Raw genomic sequence first — 14,726 nt, 5'->3', positions numbered from 1 at the left:
CCCGCTTCATGTTCGTATTGAGGAGAAATGGGGATGGCGGGTCGCCTCCGACACCCCCTCCGGTTCGCTACGCTCACCTACGGGGGTGTCGCCACTTCTCTCCTGCTTCATCCGACAACTACTCTGACACAGGGGGCACCCAAGGCGCGTGAACTACTTTCGCGATTCGATCAACGCTCTCAGCACTATGAAATTCGAATCGCTGAGAACGAGGCAGAAGCCTAATCACAGAATTCAGGCCGACAAAAATGATGGATGAGAAATTAGGCAAAGATTAGCCCGAGTATACGCTCCCGGAGTATTGCATCATATCAGGACCGGGACATCCTTTTAGAATTTAATGAAATTGGATATATCTTATGCGGCGTTTGCCAAAAGGCTGGAGATGAGTCTAGCCAACATTGGATTTACAGTGGAGAGGGGAGCGTCCATCGCAAGAAGCGCCAATTATTCACTTGATGTATGAGTTATTAAATTGTGAAAGAGCGTCCCGCTGCCGCTCCACTGTATACTCCATGTGCAATCTCCATCAATAATTTTAATTGCTTGCTTCACTTGGTAAGGCGCTGATTTAAAAACCTGCCCTTTCCTCATGTCCTACGTCCTAAGAACGCACAAAACCTCGGCTCGCTGATATGGCTTGACGCCGGGTACTTGGGTAACCTCCACCGGACCGGGAGTGGCGGCCCCGGGCATGCGGAAGGTAGAGATATTCACCGGCTCAACCGGGATCTCCTTGGGCGCGGCCAGTTGGGGCACCCACTCATAAGGCAGGCGATAGGCACGGTAGATCATGTTGAAACGGGCGAACTGTCCGAAATGGGGGCTGATGTATTCCCAGACGATGCGGTGATCCGGCGTTACCTCGATGAGACGGCCCCCCGAACCCTCTGTAATCAACGTATTACCATTGGGCAGGCGCTGGGCGCTGCTGACGAAAGGGCTGTAAAAGCGGTTGGCGTCCATGGGCATGCGATATCCTGCCTCGGCCGGGGTGTACTGCCAGAGGATTTCCAGGGTAATAGGATCGATCTCCAGCACCCGGGAGTAATCGCGAAGGGCGTTTTTGATTCCTGTGGGAGCGCCCGGGTTGGGCGCACCGTACCCGGCCCACCCGCCGTTGTCAAAAACAAGTAGATTGCCTTCACCGGGCAGCCCCCTGGGGATGAGATGGGCATGGTGCTTGCCGATGATCCATCCTAGTTTTTTCAGGGCAGGGCTGGTGTTGTATTCCGGCCCTATTTTCCACACGATCTTGCCGGATTTCTTGTCGGTGACGGCAATGATATTGGACTCACGAGCAGACCAGATGATGTTCTCCGGGTGAAAGCGACCGTCGCCGGCATCAAACCACTTGTTGGGTCCAAGGGCGGACATGGAATTGACGTGCATCCAGTCCCCGCCACAATTACGCAGATTGGGATTGCGGTACAGAATGTTGCGCGCTTCCTCGCTCCAGTCGAACTCGCGGAAATGCTCGTTTAACACCCATTCCCAAACGATTCCGCCGGCCCAATCGACCTCGAGGAAAACATCATCAAGCAGGAGTTTGTCCGAAATGTCAGGGTTGCGTACATTCTTGTGACACAGGACCAGCGTGTTGCCGTTCGTGGTCAGAGGATCCATGCCCGGGGCGTAGTAACCCACCGGGTTTCCCTCCCGCTGAAAATCGTGGTGATGGCGGGCCATCCATTGCGGCGCTTCGCCCGGGTCTTCGATGTATTCATGTCTATCGAACCGCCAGACGACCTTCCCTTCCCAGTCCACCTGCACCACGTCAATGAAATCCTGCATTCCGTATCGGGTATTGCGCTCTCCGCTCGCCCCCAGAACATGGCCACCGGGAAGCATCTTATTAGGCAGGCCGTGCAGGCCCTTCCACAGCTTCACCTCGGTTCCATTCATGTCGATAAGCAGAGCCCCCAGTTCCTTTGCCTGGAAAATAGTGTAACCGCTCCAGCACTCCGAGGGATCATAGATGGTTGTCCCAGTAGGGTAGATACTCGGGTAGGTCATGACCGATGCTCCTTGCGATTGGGTTCCGAATCCATCAAGCCGTTGTTGCCGAATTTTTCTTCCCAGTCATCGAAGGCCGGTTTTATTTCGAGTAAATGGTTATAAAAAAGACTCCGCGCACCATCGATGTCCCTCTTGGCTATTTTCTCCAAAATGACCGGATGGGTTGTGGTGTCGTGATAAAGGCGATCCTTTTTCCTCAGGTTCAAGACCATGTCTTCGGAAAAATCCAAGAATATGTTGATCTGCATGGCAAACAGGGGATTTTGCGAGGCCTGAGCAACCAAGCGGTGAAAGCCTATTTGCCAATGCACATATTCATCTGTTTGTGTTTTGGGAATAACTTCTAAATACTGCTTCATCTTCTGAAGGTCCTCCCGAGTGGCCCTTTCCGCGGCCAGGGCCGCCACGGCAGGCTCGATGAGAAGGCGCACCTCGATGATATGGGCCGGCCTCACCTTGCCAAGACTTGCCACGTCGCGCATCACCGAGGTGACCGCATCGTGCCGCATCTCCTGGACAAAGGCTCCGCCGTGGGCGCCCCGCTTCACCTCCACCAGTCCGGATTTCTTCAAGTCCCAGATCGCCTCCCGTACGATGATGCGGCTGGTGCCGAAGGTCTCGGCCAGCTCCCTTTCGTTGGGGAGCCTTTGCCCCAACTGATATGTGCCGTCGAATATGGATTTACGCAGTTGGCGGGATACCTGCAGGAAGCGGCGGGATTTATCGATACTCTTGAACGTCATAAGGATGACCTTTCTCTTACAGAAACGCCTGCTATCTTAGAAATGGTTCATATTGATTCGGGACTTTGTAGGGCGGTGGCGCTTAAAGCTTAATCGCGCCATTGGCAATGTGATGCCGCGGTGAGCCGGCCGGAGCAACACGGCCGGCTCTCCGTGGCGCCCGTCCTATTCAGAGCCGGCGGGAATCTTGATCCCCTGCTCCTTGTAGTATTTCACGGCTCCCGGGTGTAACTGCATACCGCCGTTACGCACCGCGTAGTCCATGGTCAGGTGCTTCAACCATGGGTGGGTCTTGGTGTTTTCCTTGGTCTGCTCCCAGAACAGCTTGGTGAGTTTGTAGGCGGTGTCGTTTTCCATCTTTTTATTGATGGCCACCCCCACTATAGAGCCCAGGGTGTAGACGTCTTGCGTATTGTCCACTCCCTTGCCGTATACGCCGACCGGGATGATGCCCACCTCGCGGCCGGGCTTGGTGGTCACCTTGATCGCCTCCGGGTTGGCCTCATACTCCTTTTTTGTCAAGCCTAAAAGATGCAACGAGGAGGTCAAGGCCAACTGCTCCACCTGAGGGAACGGCGCGATTCCACCGACCACGTAAACGTCGAACTGACGATCCTGGAAGCCCTGGAAGGCCGAAGACCAGCTCCCTTTGACGTTGTCAAACTCCTTGTTGGGCTGCATGCCGGTGGTCGCAACCACCCATTCCCGGGCGGCGTTCCAGGCCCCGCCGCCGGGAGGGCCCAGGAAGACCTTCTTGCCTTTCATGTCCTTAAGCTCCTTGATACCAGAGTCGGCGTAGGTCACGAAATGATATTGGCCATAGGGGAACCAGAAAAGAAGTCTCAGGTTCTCGGACAACGCAGGTGCGTCCTTCAGCTTCTTATACATGACCTTCTGATTCTTCATGAAGAAATAAATGTTCGGGTTGGTCATGCAGAGGTCGATCTTGCCTTCGGCCAGATCGATCATATGCTTGGTGGCCGCGCCGGTGGCATCCACCTTGATCTGTAGATCGTCCTGCGCCTGGTTGATCATGGTGGCCATGGTGGTCATGGTCAGATAGGCCGACGAGCCCGGAGCGATGGTGGCCATCTTGAGTGTCTCGGTCGCTTGGGCCATGGTGCCCATGGCCAGGAGCAAGGATACTGTAAAGATCATCCGCCAGATATGCTTTTTACTCATGCTGTCCCTCCTTTTAGGTTTGAATTGATGGATGTTGCAGCCTACGAATAGCCTGCAAGTTCAATATCAGACATCCCGCCAGCAGCCCTGCCCCCGTCAGTCCGGAAGGCACACCCGGAACGATCAACAAGACCGCCGCCAACACCCTCACTGCGCGTTGCCAAAGGGGCAATTTATTCCATTCCCAGCCCCCCAGCGCAGTGGCTATCCCCCAAGTGGATGCAAAAAAGATGAAGACAGCCCAAGCCAGACCCACGAGGCTAAGTTCGCCCACGATAAGCAACAAATCCGGATGAAAAACAAACAAGTAGGGGATGATAAATCCGGCGATAGCCAGGCGGGTGGCCTGGAAACCGGTTTCCATGGGATTGGCCCCGGCGATGGGGGCGGGGGCAAAAGCCGCCAAGGCCACCGGAGGGGTGACCACGCTGAGGACGCCGAAATACACCACAAATAGGTGGGCCGCCATCAACGAAAGCCCCAATTTATTAAGTACGGGCCCCAGCACGATGGCAATCATCAAGTAGGCCGCGCCCGTGGGCACGCCCATGCCCATGACCAGGCAGGAGAGCATGACGAAGATCAAGGCCAGCCAAAGGTTGCTGGAAGCTACCGAAAGAACAGCCTCGGCAAACATGAGGCCTATCCCGGTCATGTTGATCACCCCTATGACAAAGCCGATGGCGCTGACGATGATCATCAGGATCGCACAAGTCTTGCCCGAGTCGATCAGGGCACGCCACCATTTTGCGGGCCGCCGGAAATCCGGGAACAGCACCAGGCAGAGCACGAAGGAGCTGAGCAGAGCGTAAAAGCCGGCGTTCTGGGCGGTGCGACCGGTAACCAGAACCGCGATGATCACCCCCAGCGGGACCACCAGGGCCAGGCTCTTTAGCAGGTCGTCCCTGGTCAGCCCAACCCGCTCTTTCCTGGGCAGCGCTTCGATCCCCAGCCTCTTGGCCTCAATAAAAACCACGATGAAGAGGGAGCTGTAGTACATGATCGAGGGAATCAGGGCGGCCACGATGATCTTGAGATAAGGGATGCCGGTAATATCGGCCATGAGAAAGGCCACCACTCCCATCACCGGGGGCATTATCTGCCCTCCTGTGGAGGCCGCCGCCTCCACCCCGCCGGCGAAACTGGGTTTAAAACCGACTTTCTTGATAATGGGTATGGTGAACACACCGGTGGAAACCACGTTGGCCACTGCGGTCCCGGACAGCGAACCAAAAAGGGCCGATGCAACCACGGCGGCGTGAGCGGGTCCGCCGGCAAAGCGACCGGTGGCGGCCAAGGCGATCTTCAACAACACATCGCCCGCGCCGGACTGCTGCAGTACAGCGCCAAAAACGATAAATACCAGGACGGTGCGACTCACCACTTCCACCGGTCGGCCGAAGACCCCGTCGGTGGAGAACCATAAGTTCTCCATTGCGTGCTGCCAGCCGACACCGGCTCCCCCCAAGGCAGGGGGCAACAGCAGATATGCGGCCGATACCACCGCAACCGCCAGCATGGGGATACCGAAAAAGCGATAGGTCAGATAACTAATGAGGATGATGGCGACCCAAGCAAAGGCGTTCTGCTTCAGGCTGATGGAGATGATGGTTTCCTCCTGTTCGAACATCACCTGGCCCCATTCCCAAAAAATATAGATCAGGGAGAGGGCCATCAGGCCGTGGAGGGCGAGTCTCAGCCGATTGGGGGATTTTTCGCTTTTATTCAGCTCCATGCGGAAGAAACAGGCCAGCAAGGCCAATAGCACGGTAAGTCCGGAGACCACCACCATGTCGAAGACGCCGATATAGGCCACGATAACCGCAAAGACGGCCAGCCCTGCGCACAACAGATCCGCTGCGAACCTAATGTTACGATTCAAGGTAATTCTCCGTTGAAGGTGAGAAACCATTGCGGTTGAGAACAATCAAAAGCGCCGTGCTTGGTGAAGGGCTGGTGGGAAAATCCATTCGATACGTCGAAGAAAGTGGTGTGCACCAAGAAAAGTTCAATATTCATGACTACCCATCTCCGGTTGCCTGGAATCACTTGGAATGGATAATGGGTTACCAATTAACCCAATCGTTTGTCAAGGCAAAAGTTGGGTTTGCAACATTTTAGCCTTTTGAAAAAAATGATCTTTGCTTCAATAAAAACCGGCGTCAGAAACCATTATTTTGTATGCCAAGATTGGTCCGATTATACGCTCCCGGAGTATTACATCATATCAAGATGGGGAAATCCTCTTTAAAACTCTAATTGAAATTGGTATATCTCATGCGGCGCTCGCCAAAAAGCTGGAGATGAGTTTAGCCGACATTGGATGTTCAGTGTAAAGAGAGGACAGTCCATCGCAAGAAGCGCCGATTATCACCCGATTCGTGGTATTTACATCGTATCAATATAGGGCTTGCTTTTTTATAAGGGTTGCCATTAAATCTTACCAGTAAGACAATAAGGTCGAATGGAGGTTTATTATGGCCAGTGTTTCAACCACAAAAATGTCCTCGAAAGGGCAAGTCGTTATTCCTGAAAATATAAGGAAACAACTAAATCTAAGGTCTGGTGCTCAGTTTGTCGTCGTTGGTGAAAAAGATGTGGTTATCCTGAAAAACATAACACCACCATCGCTTGATGAATTTGATGGCCTCATTGAGAAGGCCAGGAAAGAAGGGAAAAAAGCTGGAATTAGAAGATCTGATATTGGTGATGCCAGCGTGACACCTGGACCTTGATGGTTGATTTTATAGGGGGATTCGCAGAGGCCGACTCCCTAAAAATGCGGGAGGGTGAGGTTGGCCCAGTATTTCGATCATGATTTAATCCTTTACTTCGTTGCAGAAATACCGTACAATCCTGCATCATGATACACAGAATATGCCGTTTACCGACAACTCAATCCTTTTTTCTGTTCGGGCCGCGGCAGACCGGAAAGAGCACCCTGGTAGACCACGTCTTCGGGCGGGCTGCCTGGAAAATTGATCTGTTGATGACCGATGTTTTTCTTCGGTATGTCAAGCGTCCGGACCAGTTTCGGCTGGAGGCCCTGGAGAAAATCGAAAAGGAGGGCATCCGCTGGATCATCGTTGATGAAGTGCAAAGGGTTCCGGATCTGCTGAACGAGGTCCACCACCTCATTGAGGGGACTGATTGCCTGTTCGCCCTTACAGGATCGAGCGCTCGCAAACTAAGGAGGGCCGGCGTCAATCTGCTGGCCGGGCGGGCGGTCCAGCGCCGGTTGTTCCCTTTTGTCTATAAGGAGATTGCGGATACCTTTTCTCTAATGGATATCCTCCAGTTTGGGAGCCTTCCCGGGGTTTACGGCAGAAGTCCGGAAACCAAAATGGATATTCTCAAGTCCTACACAGAAACCTATCTTACGGAAGAAATCCAGGCAGAGGCCCTGGTAAGAAACATCGGGGGCTTTTCCCGTTTTCTGGAGTTGGCCGCCAGTCAGTTCGGAGAACTGGTGAGTTACACAGCGATCGGAAGGGAGTGCCAGGTTCCCACCCGTACTGTGCAGTCTTATTATGAAATTTTAGAAGATACCCTTATCGGAGTTCGGCTGCAGGCCTGGTCCAAAAGTCTCAGGAAGCGACTGGTCTCCCATCCCAAGTTTTATTTTTTTGACATGGGCGTCACAAACAGCCTGAACCGGCAATTGACAGCCCCGCCGGACCCGGTGCGCACAGGGCGTCTCTTTGAACAGTGGGTCATACTGGAGACATACAGGATGTTGAATTATCTCGGAAGTGAAGCGGGCCTCTACTTCTGGCGGACCAACCACGGGGCAGAGGTGGACCTTATCATCGAGAAATATGGAGTCCCGATCGGCGCATTTGAAATCAAGTCTGCTTCCCATATCTCAGGGGGCCATCTGAGCGGTCTCCGCGCTTTTCGAGAGGATTATCCGGACGTTCCTCTCCACGTCGTTGCCCAGGTGGAAAACCCATTCCGCCTGGAAGATGTGCATGTCCTTCCATGGAAGATGTATATTCGGTTGCTGGAGGAGTATCTTTCAGCGTGAATGAAATAGAGCCGGGTCGTCCGGTTTCAGCAAAACCCCGTGGGCATCGGGACGCATCTTTGCCAACTATTCTGTCAATACTAATGGGTGACAAGTTCACGGAAGAAGCAAGGGCAGTACTTGGCGTTTATATACAATTACACGATTATGAGCGGACGTGCCCCGGCTGAACACGACCTGGAACGGGCAGCGGCACGCTGTTAGGTTGTTAGGTTTTGCATTTATTCACAGCAATGATATCCTCGGTGTCAGTGTGCGTACTCGGTTTAAACCCGGCCTTAATCGGCTGCTGGCCGGATTCGGCCTGATCCTGGTTCTGCTGGCGGGGACCGCCTCTGGCGAGACGGCCAAGGAAGAGGAGTCATTTCTGGGAGCCCAGTGGTCCGCGGGAGTGAAGATCAGGAGGCTCCTCGACAGCTACACTTCCTACGAGTTCGGAAATCCCTTCCCCCCTTATCAGGCCCCTCTGAGCCGACTGGAGTTTCCCCTGGACTCCTGGTGGGGCGGGCTGGAAGGGAGGGCAGGCTGGCAGAGATTTTCGCTGGGCCTGGAGGCCTTGACAAGCCTCTCTTCCGAGGCCGATGGGAAGATGAGCGATTCGGACTGGGACGACGAGGAAAACCCCGGGCTTCGCACCATCTACTCCGAATCCTATTGCCGCATCGAGCCCAGCTACGCCATCAGGGTCGACGCTGATCTGAGGGTTTCGGACTGGCTGGGGCTCCCCTCAACCATAGATCTTCGGCCGGTGATCGGATTCCGCTGGCAGCACTTCCGGCTGGTCACCCACGACGGGGTTCAGTACGTACTGGGAGAGCCGCCCATGCCTCTGCCGGGGGACGGCATCCGGTTCACCCAGACCTACCGGCAGTACTTCATCGGGTTGAAGGGCGATTTCGACTTGACCGCGTATGCCCCGTTGCACCGTTTCAATCTGGCTTTGCAGGCGGACTGGGCCTACGTTCAGGGGGAAAATGAGGATCTTCACCTCCTCAGGGCCGGTCAACGGTTCACCTTCGAGAATACGTGCGGTCAGGCTTGGCACGGCCTCCTTGGTCTGAAGGCCGGGCTGTTCAAAAACCTTACCCTCGGCCTGGAGCTGGATTTTCTGTGGCTGTCCACCACCGGGTCTCATCGCCTGCAGAACGATGCCTTCGACATCGATTTCACCTTTCACCACGGGGTCGAGGTCTGGTCCAGGCAGACCAGCCTTTCGCTCAGCTTGGAATATGTCTTTTAGAAACGCAATCATAGGAGAGACAGCGAAATTGCAGCGTGGGAAGGAAGAAATTAAGGTGTTCATCTCCAGCCGAGAAACGAGGTGCAATGAGTGTGGTGAAGAACTCGGTTCAAAGGCTTGGATCACTCTCGCCGGGGATAGGGGCGCTCTTTGTTTGTCGTGCGCCGATCTAGACCATCTTCTTTTCCTCCCGGCTGGAAATGTAGCTTTGACCAGACGCGCCCGCAAACACTCCAGGCTTTCTGCTGTTGTGCTGAAATGGAGTCGTGCTCGAAAGCGATATGAACGCCAGGGACTGCTGGTCGATGCGCAGGCGTTGGAGAAAGCGGAAGAAGAGTGTCTCGGCGATGAGGACCTTAGGGAGCTACGGAGAAAGAGGGCGGCCACCCGCAGAGAAGAATTGGACCGTCGGTATTTGGATCAGTTCGCTGCACGAGTAAGAGAACTATTCCCCGGCTGCCCAGCCGGGAGCGAACGAGAAATAGCGGAGCACGCCTGCCTCAAATACAGCGGACGAATTGGACGGTCTGCCTTTGCCAAGGCATTGGATGAGCAGGCAGTGCGTCTAGCAGTGACCGCTCACCTGCGACACAGCGAGACGAGATACGACGAACTTCTGGCAAAGGGATACGATAGGTGGGAGGCGCGTGCTGCAGTCGAGGAGACCATTGCCCGGATTTTGCAGAAATGGGAGGCACCAAGCAGGCGACCGGTGAAAACTGGCCGAACCGGAAACTGGAAACGAGAAACCTGAGGACGGGGCACCTTTTTTAAAGATTGCAGTCGTAGTAGCCCCGACATACATCCAGACGCCCCAGTTGCGCGCCGCCTTCCCATAACTGGATGATCTTGCAATCCCTCCAGTATTTTTCCACATCATAGTCCCTCACGTAGCCGTAGGAACCCATGAGTTCCATGGCCTTGTTGGTGACCATGACGGCCACGTCCGCCGCGTACACCTTGGCGATGCTTGCCCTTGACAGCATGAAATTCGAGAAGGGGGGACCATAAACATCGGGGTGATCAAACATGTAGGCCGCTCCGAGATAGTACATACGTGCTGTTTCAATCCCGATGGCCATGTCCGCCAGGATACCGGCACAGATGGAATGCTGCCGTATGGGTTTTTCCGATACGATCCGTTCCCCCGTGTATTTGAGCACCGTTTCATAGGCAGCCTGGGCATTTCCCACGGCAAGGGCGCCTGTAAGGATACGTGCCGCGATCACATTCCCGTGGAACAGCTGGGCGTCCACACCGGGCCCTGCCGCACGAAAGGCTTTGGGGACCCTCACATCTTCCAGATACATGGTGCAATTCCTGTCCCCTTGCATACCCGCTTTGTTTTCAAATTTTCCAAATGAAAGTCCCTCTGTGGGCGAAGGCACATAGATCAGGGCAAGTCCTTCATCCCCTGCTTCGGGATCGGTGGTGCAGACCACGCAGTAGGCCTCTGACACACCCGCATTGGAACCCCAGGCCTTCTGTCCATTGATCACCCACTCGTCCCCATCCAGTTTGGCCGTCGTCCTGATCTTTCTTCCGTGCAGCGAGGGATTTTCTATATCGCATCCCCCGCCGCCATGGGATCCGCCGGGCTCGGTGATGGAAAAACAGGCCTTTTTCAGTTTATCCCCGCAGAACATGGGGGCGAAATGATCCAGCACGGCCTTGTTGTTGGCCATGATGGCCGCGTTGAACGCCCAGGTGGTCACCGTGGCGGCCGTGGCTATTCCGCTGTCTCCCCTGCCGAATTCTTCATGCATCACGGCCGCAGAGACGAGCGAGGTGCTGCCCCCGCCTCCGTACTCCGTTGGAAAAGCCGCCTTTTGAATGCCCATTTCGGTCATGCCCTGAAGGATCTTATTGACGATATGGTGCTCCTCATCATCGTCTATTTTCTGGCGAAAAGGCATAATCTCTTTATCGACAAAGTTTCTAAACGCTTCCTTGGCCATCTTGTCTTCCTCGCTGAGGAAGAGATCCAGATATCGGTGCTCAGACATGTTCCACCCTCCTTTGTTTCGTGTTCCCTGTCATTTTAACAGATGATCCTTACGGTGTAAATTATACGAAAGTATAGTTTTGCGGATTTAAGCTGAAAGGCCATGAACGCATTTCGGTTCAATTGCCCCCTTGATACGTACAGGCAGCGGGACGGGCAGCGGGATGACCTTAAGATATTAAGATTAACAGGGTAATCAGAAAATGATAGATGGGAAATTATGTCAAGATTAGCCCGATTAGACGCTCCCAGAGTATTACATCATATCAAGACGGGGAAATCCTCTTTAAAACTTTAATTGAAATTGGTATATCTCATGCGGCGCTTGCAAAGAACTGGAGATAGCTTGGCCAACATTGGATTTTCAGTGGAGAGGGGAGAGTATTTGGGAGAGGAAAAGAAAGTCGAATGGAATACCGCAAGAAAGGAACTTAGGGAACGATTCGAATGAAAATCAAGGTTCCTTCTTCTGCAATTGAAGATTTACATGAGGGGAGATTGTTCTACGAGAAGCAAGGAGAAGGGCTGAGAGAGTATTTCTTTGATTCTCTGTTTTCCGATATTGATTCCCTGGTCCTTTATGTCGGAGTCCACATAAAGGTTTTCAGTTACCATCGCATGCTGTCCAAGAGATTTCCTACGCCCCAGGCCAGTCTATAGAACCGCCTGGACTGGTTATTGGTAACGTTCACATCACAAATAGAAAGGAGAACTTATTTTATGGATCCTGATAAAATAATAGACGGTTTGTCAAAAGAATTAAATTCTGCATTGAAAGCAATGGCCAAGGCAAAGGAACTAAATGAAAGAGAGGTTTATAGCCGAATTGTAAAGAATTTATGCGAGTCTTTGGGTGTTTTTTTCAATCTTGCAAGTGAAATGATGCCATTAGATTATGATGACGATGATTTGGAAAAAGAGGACATCCCTTTTTGAGGATGCATAAGCCTTAGCCGAGGTTGTCACGTTAGTCAACACGCATCCGCTCCCAGACCGATTGGGCTTCATCGGCCATGTCGAATCTCAGGAGTGTCTCTTTCAGCGGAATCCCTTCCTTCGGGTCCAGGCCCATGAGTTCGTAAAATCGTTCCTTCATGCCGGCCAGGTCCATTTCGACCCCCTCCGGCTCCCCGTCCCTTGCGGGTTCAAGCATGCGCGGGGTGAGATCGTCATCCACGGCCCTGAAACCGAACCGGTGGTTGAGGAGTCTTTTCAAGTAGAATATCCTTCTGCCCGCCCGCATCATATCCGGGATTTCCCATCCGTAACCGGCAACGGCGTTAAACAGATCAACCCATTCGGTTAGGGTGATCTGCCGATCGGCAAACTGGCAGTAGCACGCGCTGTTTTCGATGCTGCCCAACTCCACCGCAACCACCGCGACCTCCGGTTTCAGCTCGCCGGTCATGGGTTCAAGATCATAATCAAAGCCTATTTCAGGGTAATAGCACGCTCCCGACTCCATGAAATGCATGGTCGTGGAAACATGGCACGCCCCCCTGGGGCTTACGGCATAGGCAAGGGCCTTGCCGTGGCCGCCGCCCCTGGGATCATGCATGGGGGCCTCCAGGCCCTTGCTCTGGGCGGTATAGGCAACGGCGCCTTTGCCGATCTTGTTGGCTGCCCATAAACTGCCCCGCGAAAGAAGTTCCCCGATCTTTCCCTCCCTTTTTGCGATCATGGGCAGGAGGTCGATCACCCGCTCCATATCCCCCCATTTGAGGTCCATTCCCCCCGCATCCGCCGACGTGAGGTCTCCCCTGTCAAATGCCTCCATGGCCCAGGCGATGGTTGCCCCTGCGGATATGGTGTCTAACCCCAGATCGTTGCACATTCTCCCTGCCTTGCAGGTTGCGGCGAGATCCATGGCGCCCAGGAGGGCGCCAAAGCTTACAATGGTCTCATATTCGGGTCCGGGTCCCTCGGGAACGGCAAAAGGTCCTTCCTTGACCGCCACGACCCGCTTGCAGGCGATGGCGCAGAAGGCGCAGGTGGCCCGCCTGGTGAGATATTTTTCCTCCAGGGTGCTCCCCGTAAGGGCCTCCGCCATCTCTTCCCAAAAGTTGGAAGTCCAGTTTTTGATGGGGACATCACCGTCATAGACGTGCCCCTCCAGGCTCCCCGCGGTGCCGAAATCGTGGAGCACCTCGGAGATGAGTCCTTCCCGGATCCTCGGGTTCAGCTCGGCCCGCAGTTCTTCAAACCGCTTGGGGTCGGCCATTTTCACGGACCGGTTTGTTCCATTTACCACAATGGCCTTCAGGTTCTTGGCGCCCATGACGGCCCCGAAACCGGCGCGCCCGAATGCGTGATGGGCTTCATTCAGGATATTGGCAAAAGGGACGCGGTTTTCTCCTGCCGGACCGATCACAAGGGTCCTGAACTTCTTGCCGTATTGGTCCTTCAACGATCGGGTTGTTTCCTCGACCCCACGCCCCCAATGGGCGCGTGCATCCACGAGTTCGACATGATCATCCCTTATCAAAAGGAGCGAAGGCATAGGTGATGCGCCCGTTATGATGATCCCGTCAAAGCCCGCGTACCGCAATTCAGGGGCAAAATAGCCGCCACAGGAGGATTCGGAAAATCCCCGTGTCAGCGGCGAGCGTCCCGCAACACTGCTTCTGCTGGTTCCGGAAAGCCTAAGCCCGGCAAAGGGACCGTTCATGAAGAGGAGCATGGCTTGGGGGGACAGCGGGTCGGCATCAAAGTCTCCCCGGTCCCAGAAGAGCCTTGCCCCGAGACCGCTCCCGCCCACATATCTTGTGTAATAGTCTTCCGGCAGGTGCGTTATCCCGATATCGCCTTTGGTAAGATCAACCTCGATGATTTTTCCGGTATTGCCGTTCATGGCCTTTACACCTTTCGTTTACACTTTTCGCTCTTGGCCCTCCCAATACCTGGCCCGCAGTTCGCGTTTGAGAATCTTGCCCGTAGGCGTACGCGGTATTTTGGATACAAACTCGATTTTCCTGGGCTTCTTGTAATCAGCCAGATGCTGTTTCATAAATCGAAGGATCTCCTCTTCATCCACGCTCATCCCCTTGCCCAATACTACCTGGGCACAGACCGCCTCCCCCCATTTTTCATCCGGAATGCCGAAAACCGCTGCATCCACAATGGCCGGATGTTCCTGAAGGACGCTCTCCACCTCGTACGGATAGACGTTGAAGCCGCCGCTGATGATCATATCCTTTTTTCGGTCTTTTATAAAAATATACCCTTCCGCATCCACGGTACACAGATCGCCGGTAAAAAACCTGCCGTCCTTCAGGGTGCGGGCGGTTTCATCGGGCATCTTCCAGTATCCCCTCATGACCATGTCGCCCTTGGTGGTCAGTTCTCCGATCTCGCCGGGTTTCACTTCTTTGTCCGCCTCATTCAGGACCTTTACGCTGACCCCGGGAAGGGGTTTGCCGCAGGAGGCGAGCCGTGCCACCTTTTCAGGCGGGCCGTCGAGCACGTGATCCTTGATATCCAGAACCGTCAGGACCCCGGCCTCTGAAGCGC

The 14,726-nt window shown here is 54.2% G+C and carries 13 protein-coding genes and 1 pseudogene; 6 read left to right on the top strand and 8 right to left on the bottom strand.

The features are described from left to right. Positions 1-597: 597 nt before the first annotated feature. The 5 genes from K9N21_22780 to K9N21_22760 all read right to left on the bottom strand — a co-directional run bounded on the left by K9N21_22780 (position 598) and on the right by K9N21_22760 (position 5,963). Entirely contained in the window at positions 598-2,016 is a 1,419-nt protein-coding gene (locus K9N21_22780; protein ID MCF8146742.1) for an aryl-sulfate sulfotransferase, read from the bottom strand. Then, entirely contained in the window at positions 2,013-2,762 is a 750-nt protein-coding gene (locus tag K9N21_22775; GenBank protein MCF8146741.1) for a GntR family transcriptional regulator, read from the bottom strand. The genes K9N21_22780 and K9N21_22775 overlap by 4 nt, the downstream gene beginning before the upstream one ends. A gap of 165 nt (positions 2,763-2,927) precedes the next feature. Next, positions 2,928-3,944 carry a TAXI family TRAP transporter solute-binding subunit gene (locus K9N21_22770; protein MCF8146740.1) on the bottom strand — a complete coding sequence of 339 codons (1,017 nt, stop codon included), beginning with the start codon at positions 3,942-3,944 and terminating at the stop codon, positions 2,928-2,930. Between the two features lie 13 nt (positions 3,945-3,957). After that, complete coding sequence (locus tag K9N21_22765) at positions 3,958-5,826, bottom strand: TRAP transporter fused permease subunit (protein ID MCF8146739.1); 1,869 nt, start codon at positions 5,824-5,826, stop codon at positions 3,958-3,960. Next, positions 5,823-5,963 carry a hypothetical protein gene (locus K9N21_22760; protein ID MCF8146738.1) on the bottom strand — a complete coding sequence of 47 codons (141 nt, stop codon included), beginning with the start codon at positions 5,961-5,963 and terminating at the stop codon, positions 5,823-5,825. Before K9N21_22760 ends, K9N21_22765 begins: the two co-directional genes overlap by 4 nt. A gap of 458 nt (positions 5,964-6,421) precedes the next feature. On the opposite strand from K9N21_22760, the gene K9N21_22755 reads away from it, so the two are divergent. From K9N21_22755 to K9N21_22740, 4 genes are all read left to right on the top strand, one after another. Beyond that, positions 6,422-6,679, top strand: coding sequence for an AbrB/MazE/SpoVT family DNA-binding domain-containing protein (locus K9N21_22755; GenBank protein MCF8146737.1), 258 nt, complete (start codon positions 6,422-6,424; stop codon positions 6,677-6,679). Positions 6,680-6,807: 128 nt separating this feature from the next. Continuing rightward, on the top strand, positions 6,808-7,971 hold the full coding sequence (locus K9N21_22750; protein MCF8146736.1) for a DUF4143 domain-containing protein: 1,164 nt from the start codon (positions 6,808-6,810) through the stop codon (positions 7,969-7,971). Between the two features lie 253 nt (positions 7,972-8,224). Then, entirely contained in the window at positions 8,225-9,211 is a 987-nt protein-coding gene (locus K9N21_22745) for an omptin family outer membrane protease (GenBank protein ID MCF8146735.1), read from the top strand. A 208-nt stretch (positions 9,212-9,419) separates the two neighbouring features. Beyond that, the gene (locus tag K9N21_22740) at positions 9,420-9,965 is read left to right on the top strand and encodes a DUF2293 domain-containing protein (protein MCF8146734.1); all 546 of its coding nucleotides are present in this window, start codon (positions 9,420-9,422) and stop codon (positions 9,963-9,965) included. 16 nt (positions 9,966-9,981) lie between these two features. Here K9N21_22740 and K9N21_22735 read toward each other — a convergent pair whose 3' ends face one another. Next, positions 9,982-11,217: an acyl-CoA dehydrogenase family protein gene (locus K9N21_22735; protein MCF8146733.1), complete on the bottom strand. Its 1,236-nt coding sequence runs from the start codon at positions 11,215-11,217 to the stop codon at positions 9,982-9,984. A 446-nt stretch (positions 11,218-11,663) separates the two neighbouring features. Here K9N21_22735 and K9N21_22730 point away from each other — a divergent pair. Both K9N21_22730 and K9N21_22725 read left to right on the top strand, forming a co-directional pair. Continuing rightward, positions 11,664-11,855, top strand: a pseudogene (locus K9N21_22730) (type II toxin-antitoxin system RelE/ParE family toxin). A gap of 81 nt (positions 11,856-11,936) precedes the next feature. After that, on the top strand, positions 11,937-12,152 hold the full coding sequence (locus K9N21_22725; GenBank protein ID MCF8146732.1) for a hypothetical protein: 216 nt from the start codon (positions 11,937-11,939) through the stop codon (positions 12,150-12,152). A 31-nt stretch (positions 12,153-12,183) separates the two neighbouring features. Here K9N21_22725 and K9N21_22720 read toward each other — a convergent pair whose 3' ends face one another. Both K9N21_22720 and K9N21_22715 read right to left on the bottom strand, forming a co-directional pair. Further along, complete coding sequence (locus tag K9N21_22720) at positions 12,184-14,067, bottom strand: aldehyde ferredoxin oxidoreductase family protein (protein ID MCF8146731.1); 1,884 nt, start codon at positions 14,065-14,067, stop codon at positions 12,184-12,186. An 18-nt stretch (positions 14,068-14,085) separates the two neighbouring features. Next, positions 14,086-14,726 (bottom strand): AMP-binding protein (locus K9N21_22715; protein MCF8146730.1); only part of this gene is annotated, 641 nt, incomplete at its 5' end.

It is taken from the genome of Deltaproteobacteria bacterium (assembly GCA_021737785.1).
GTDB lineage: Bacteria > Desulfobacterota > DSM-4660 > Desulfatiglandales > Desulfatiglandaceae > AUK324.
This window is presented reverse-complemented; position numbering and strand designations above follow the sequence as displayed.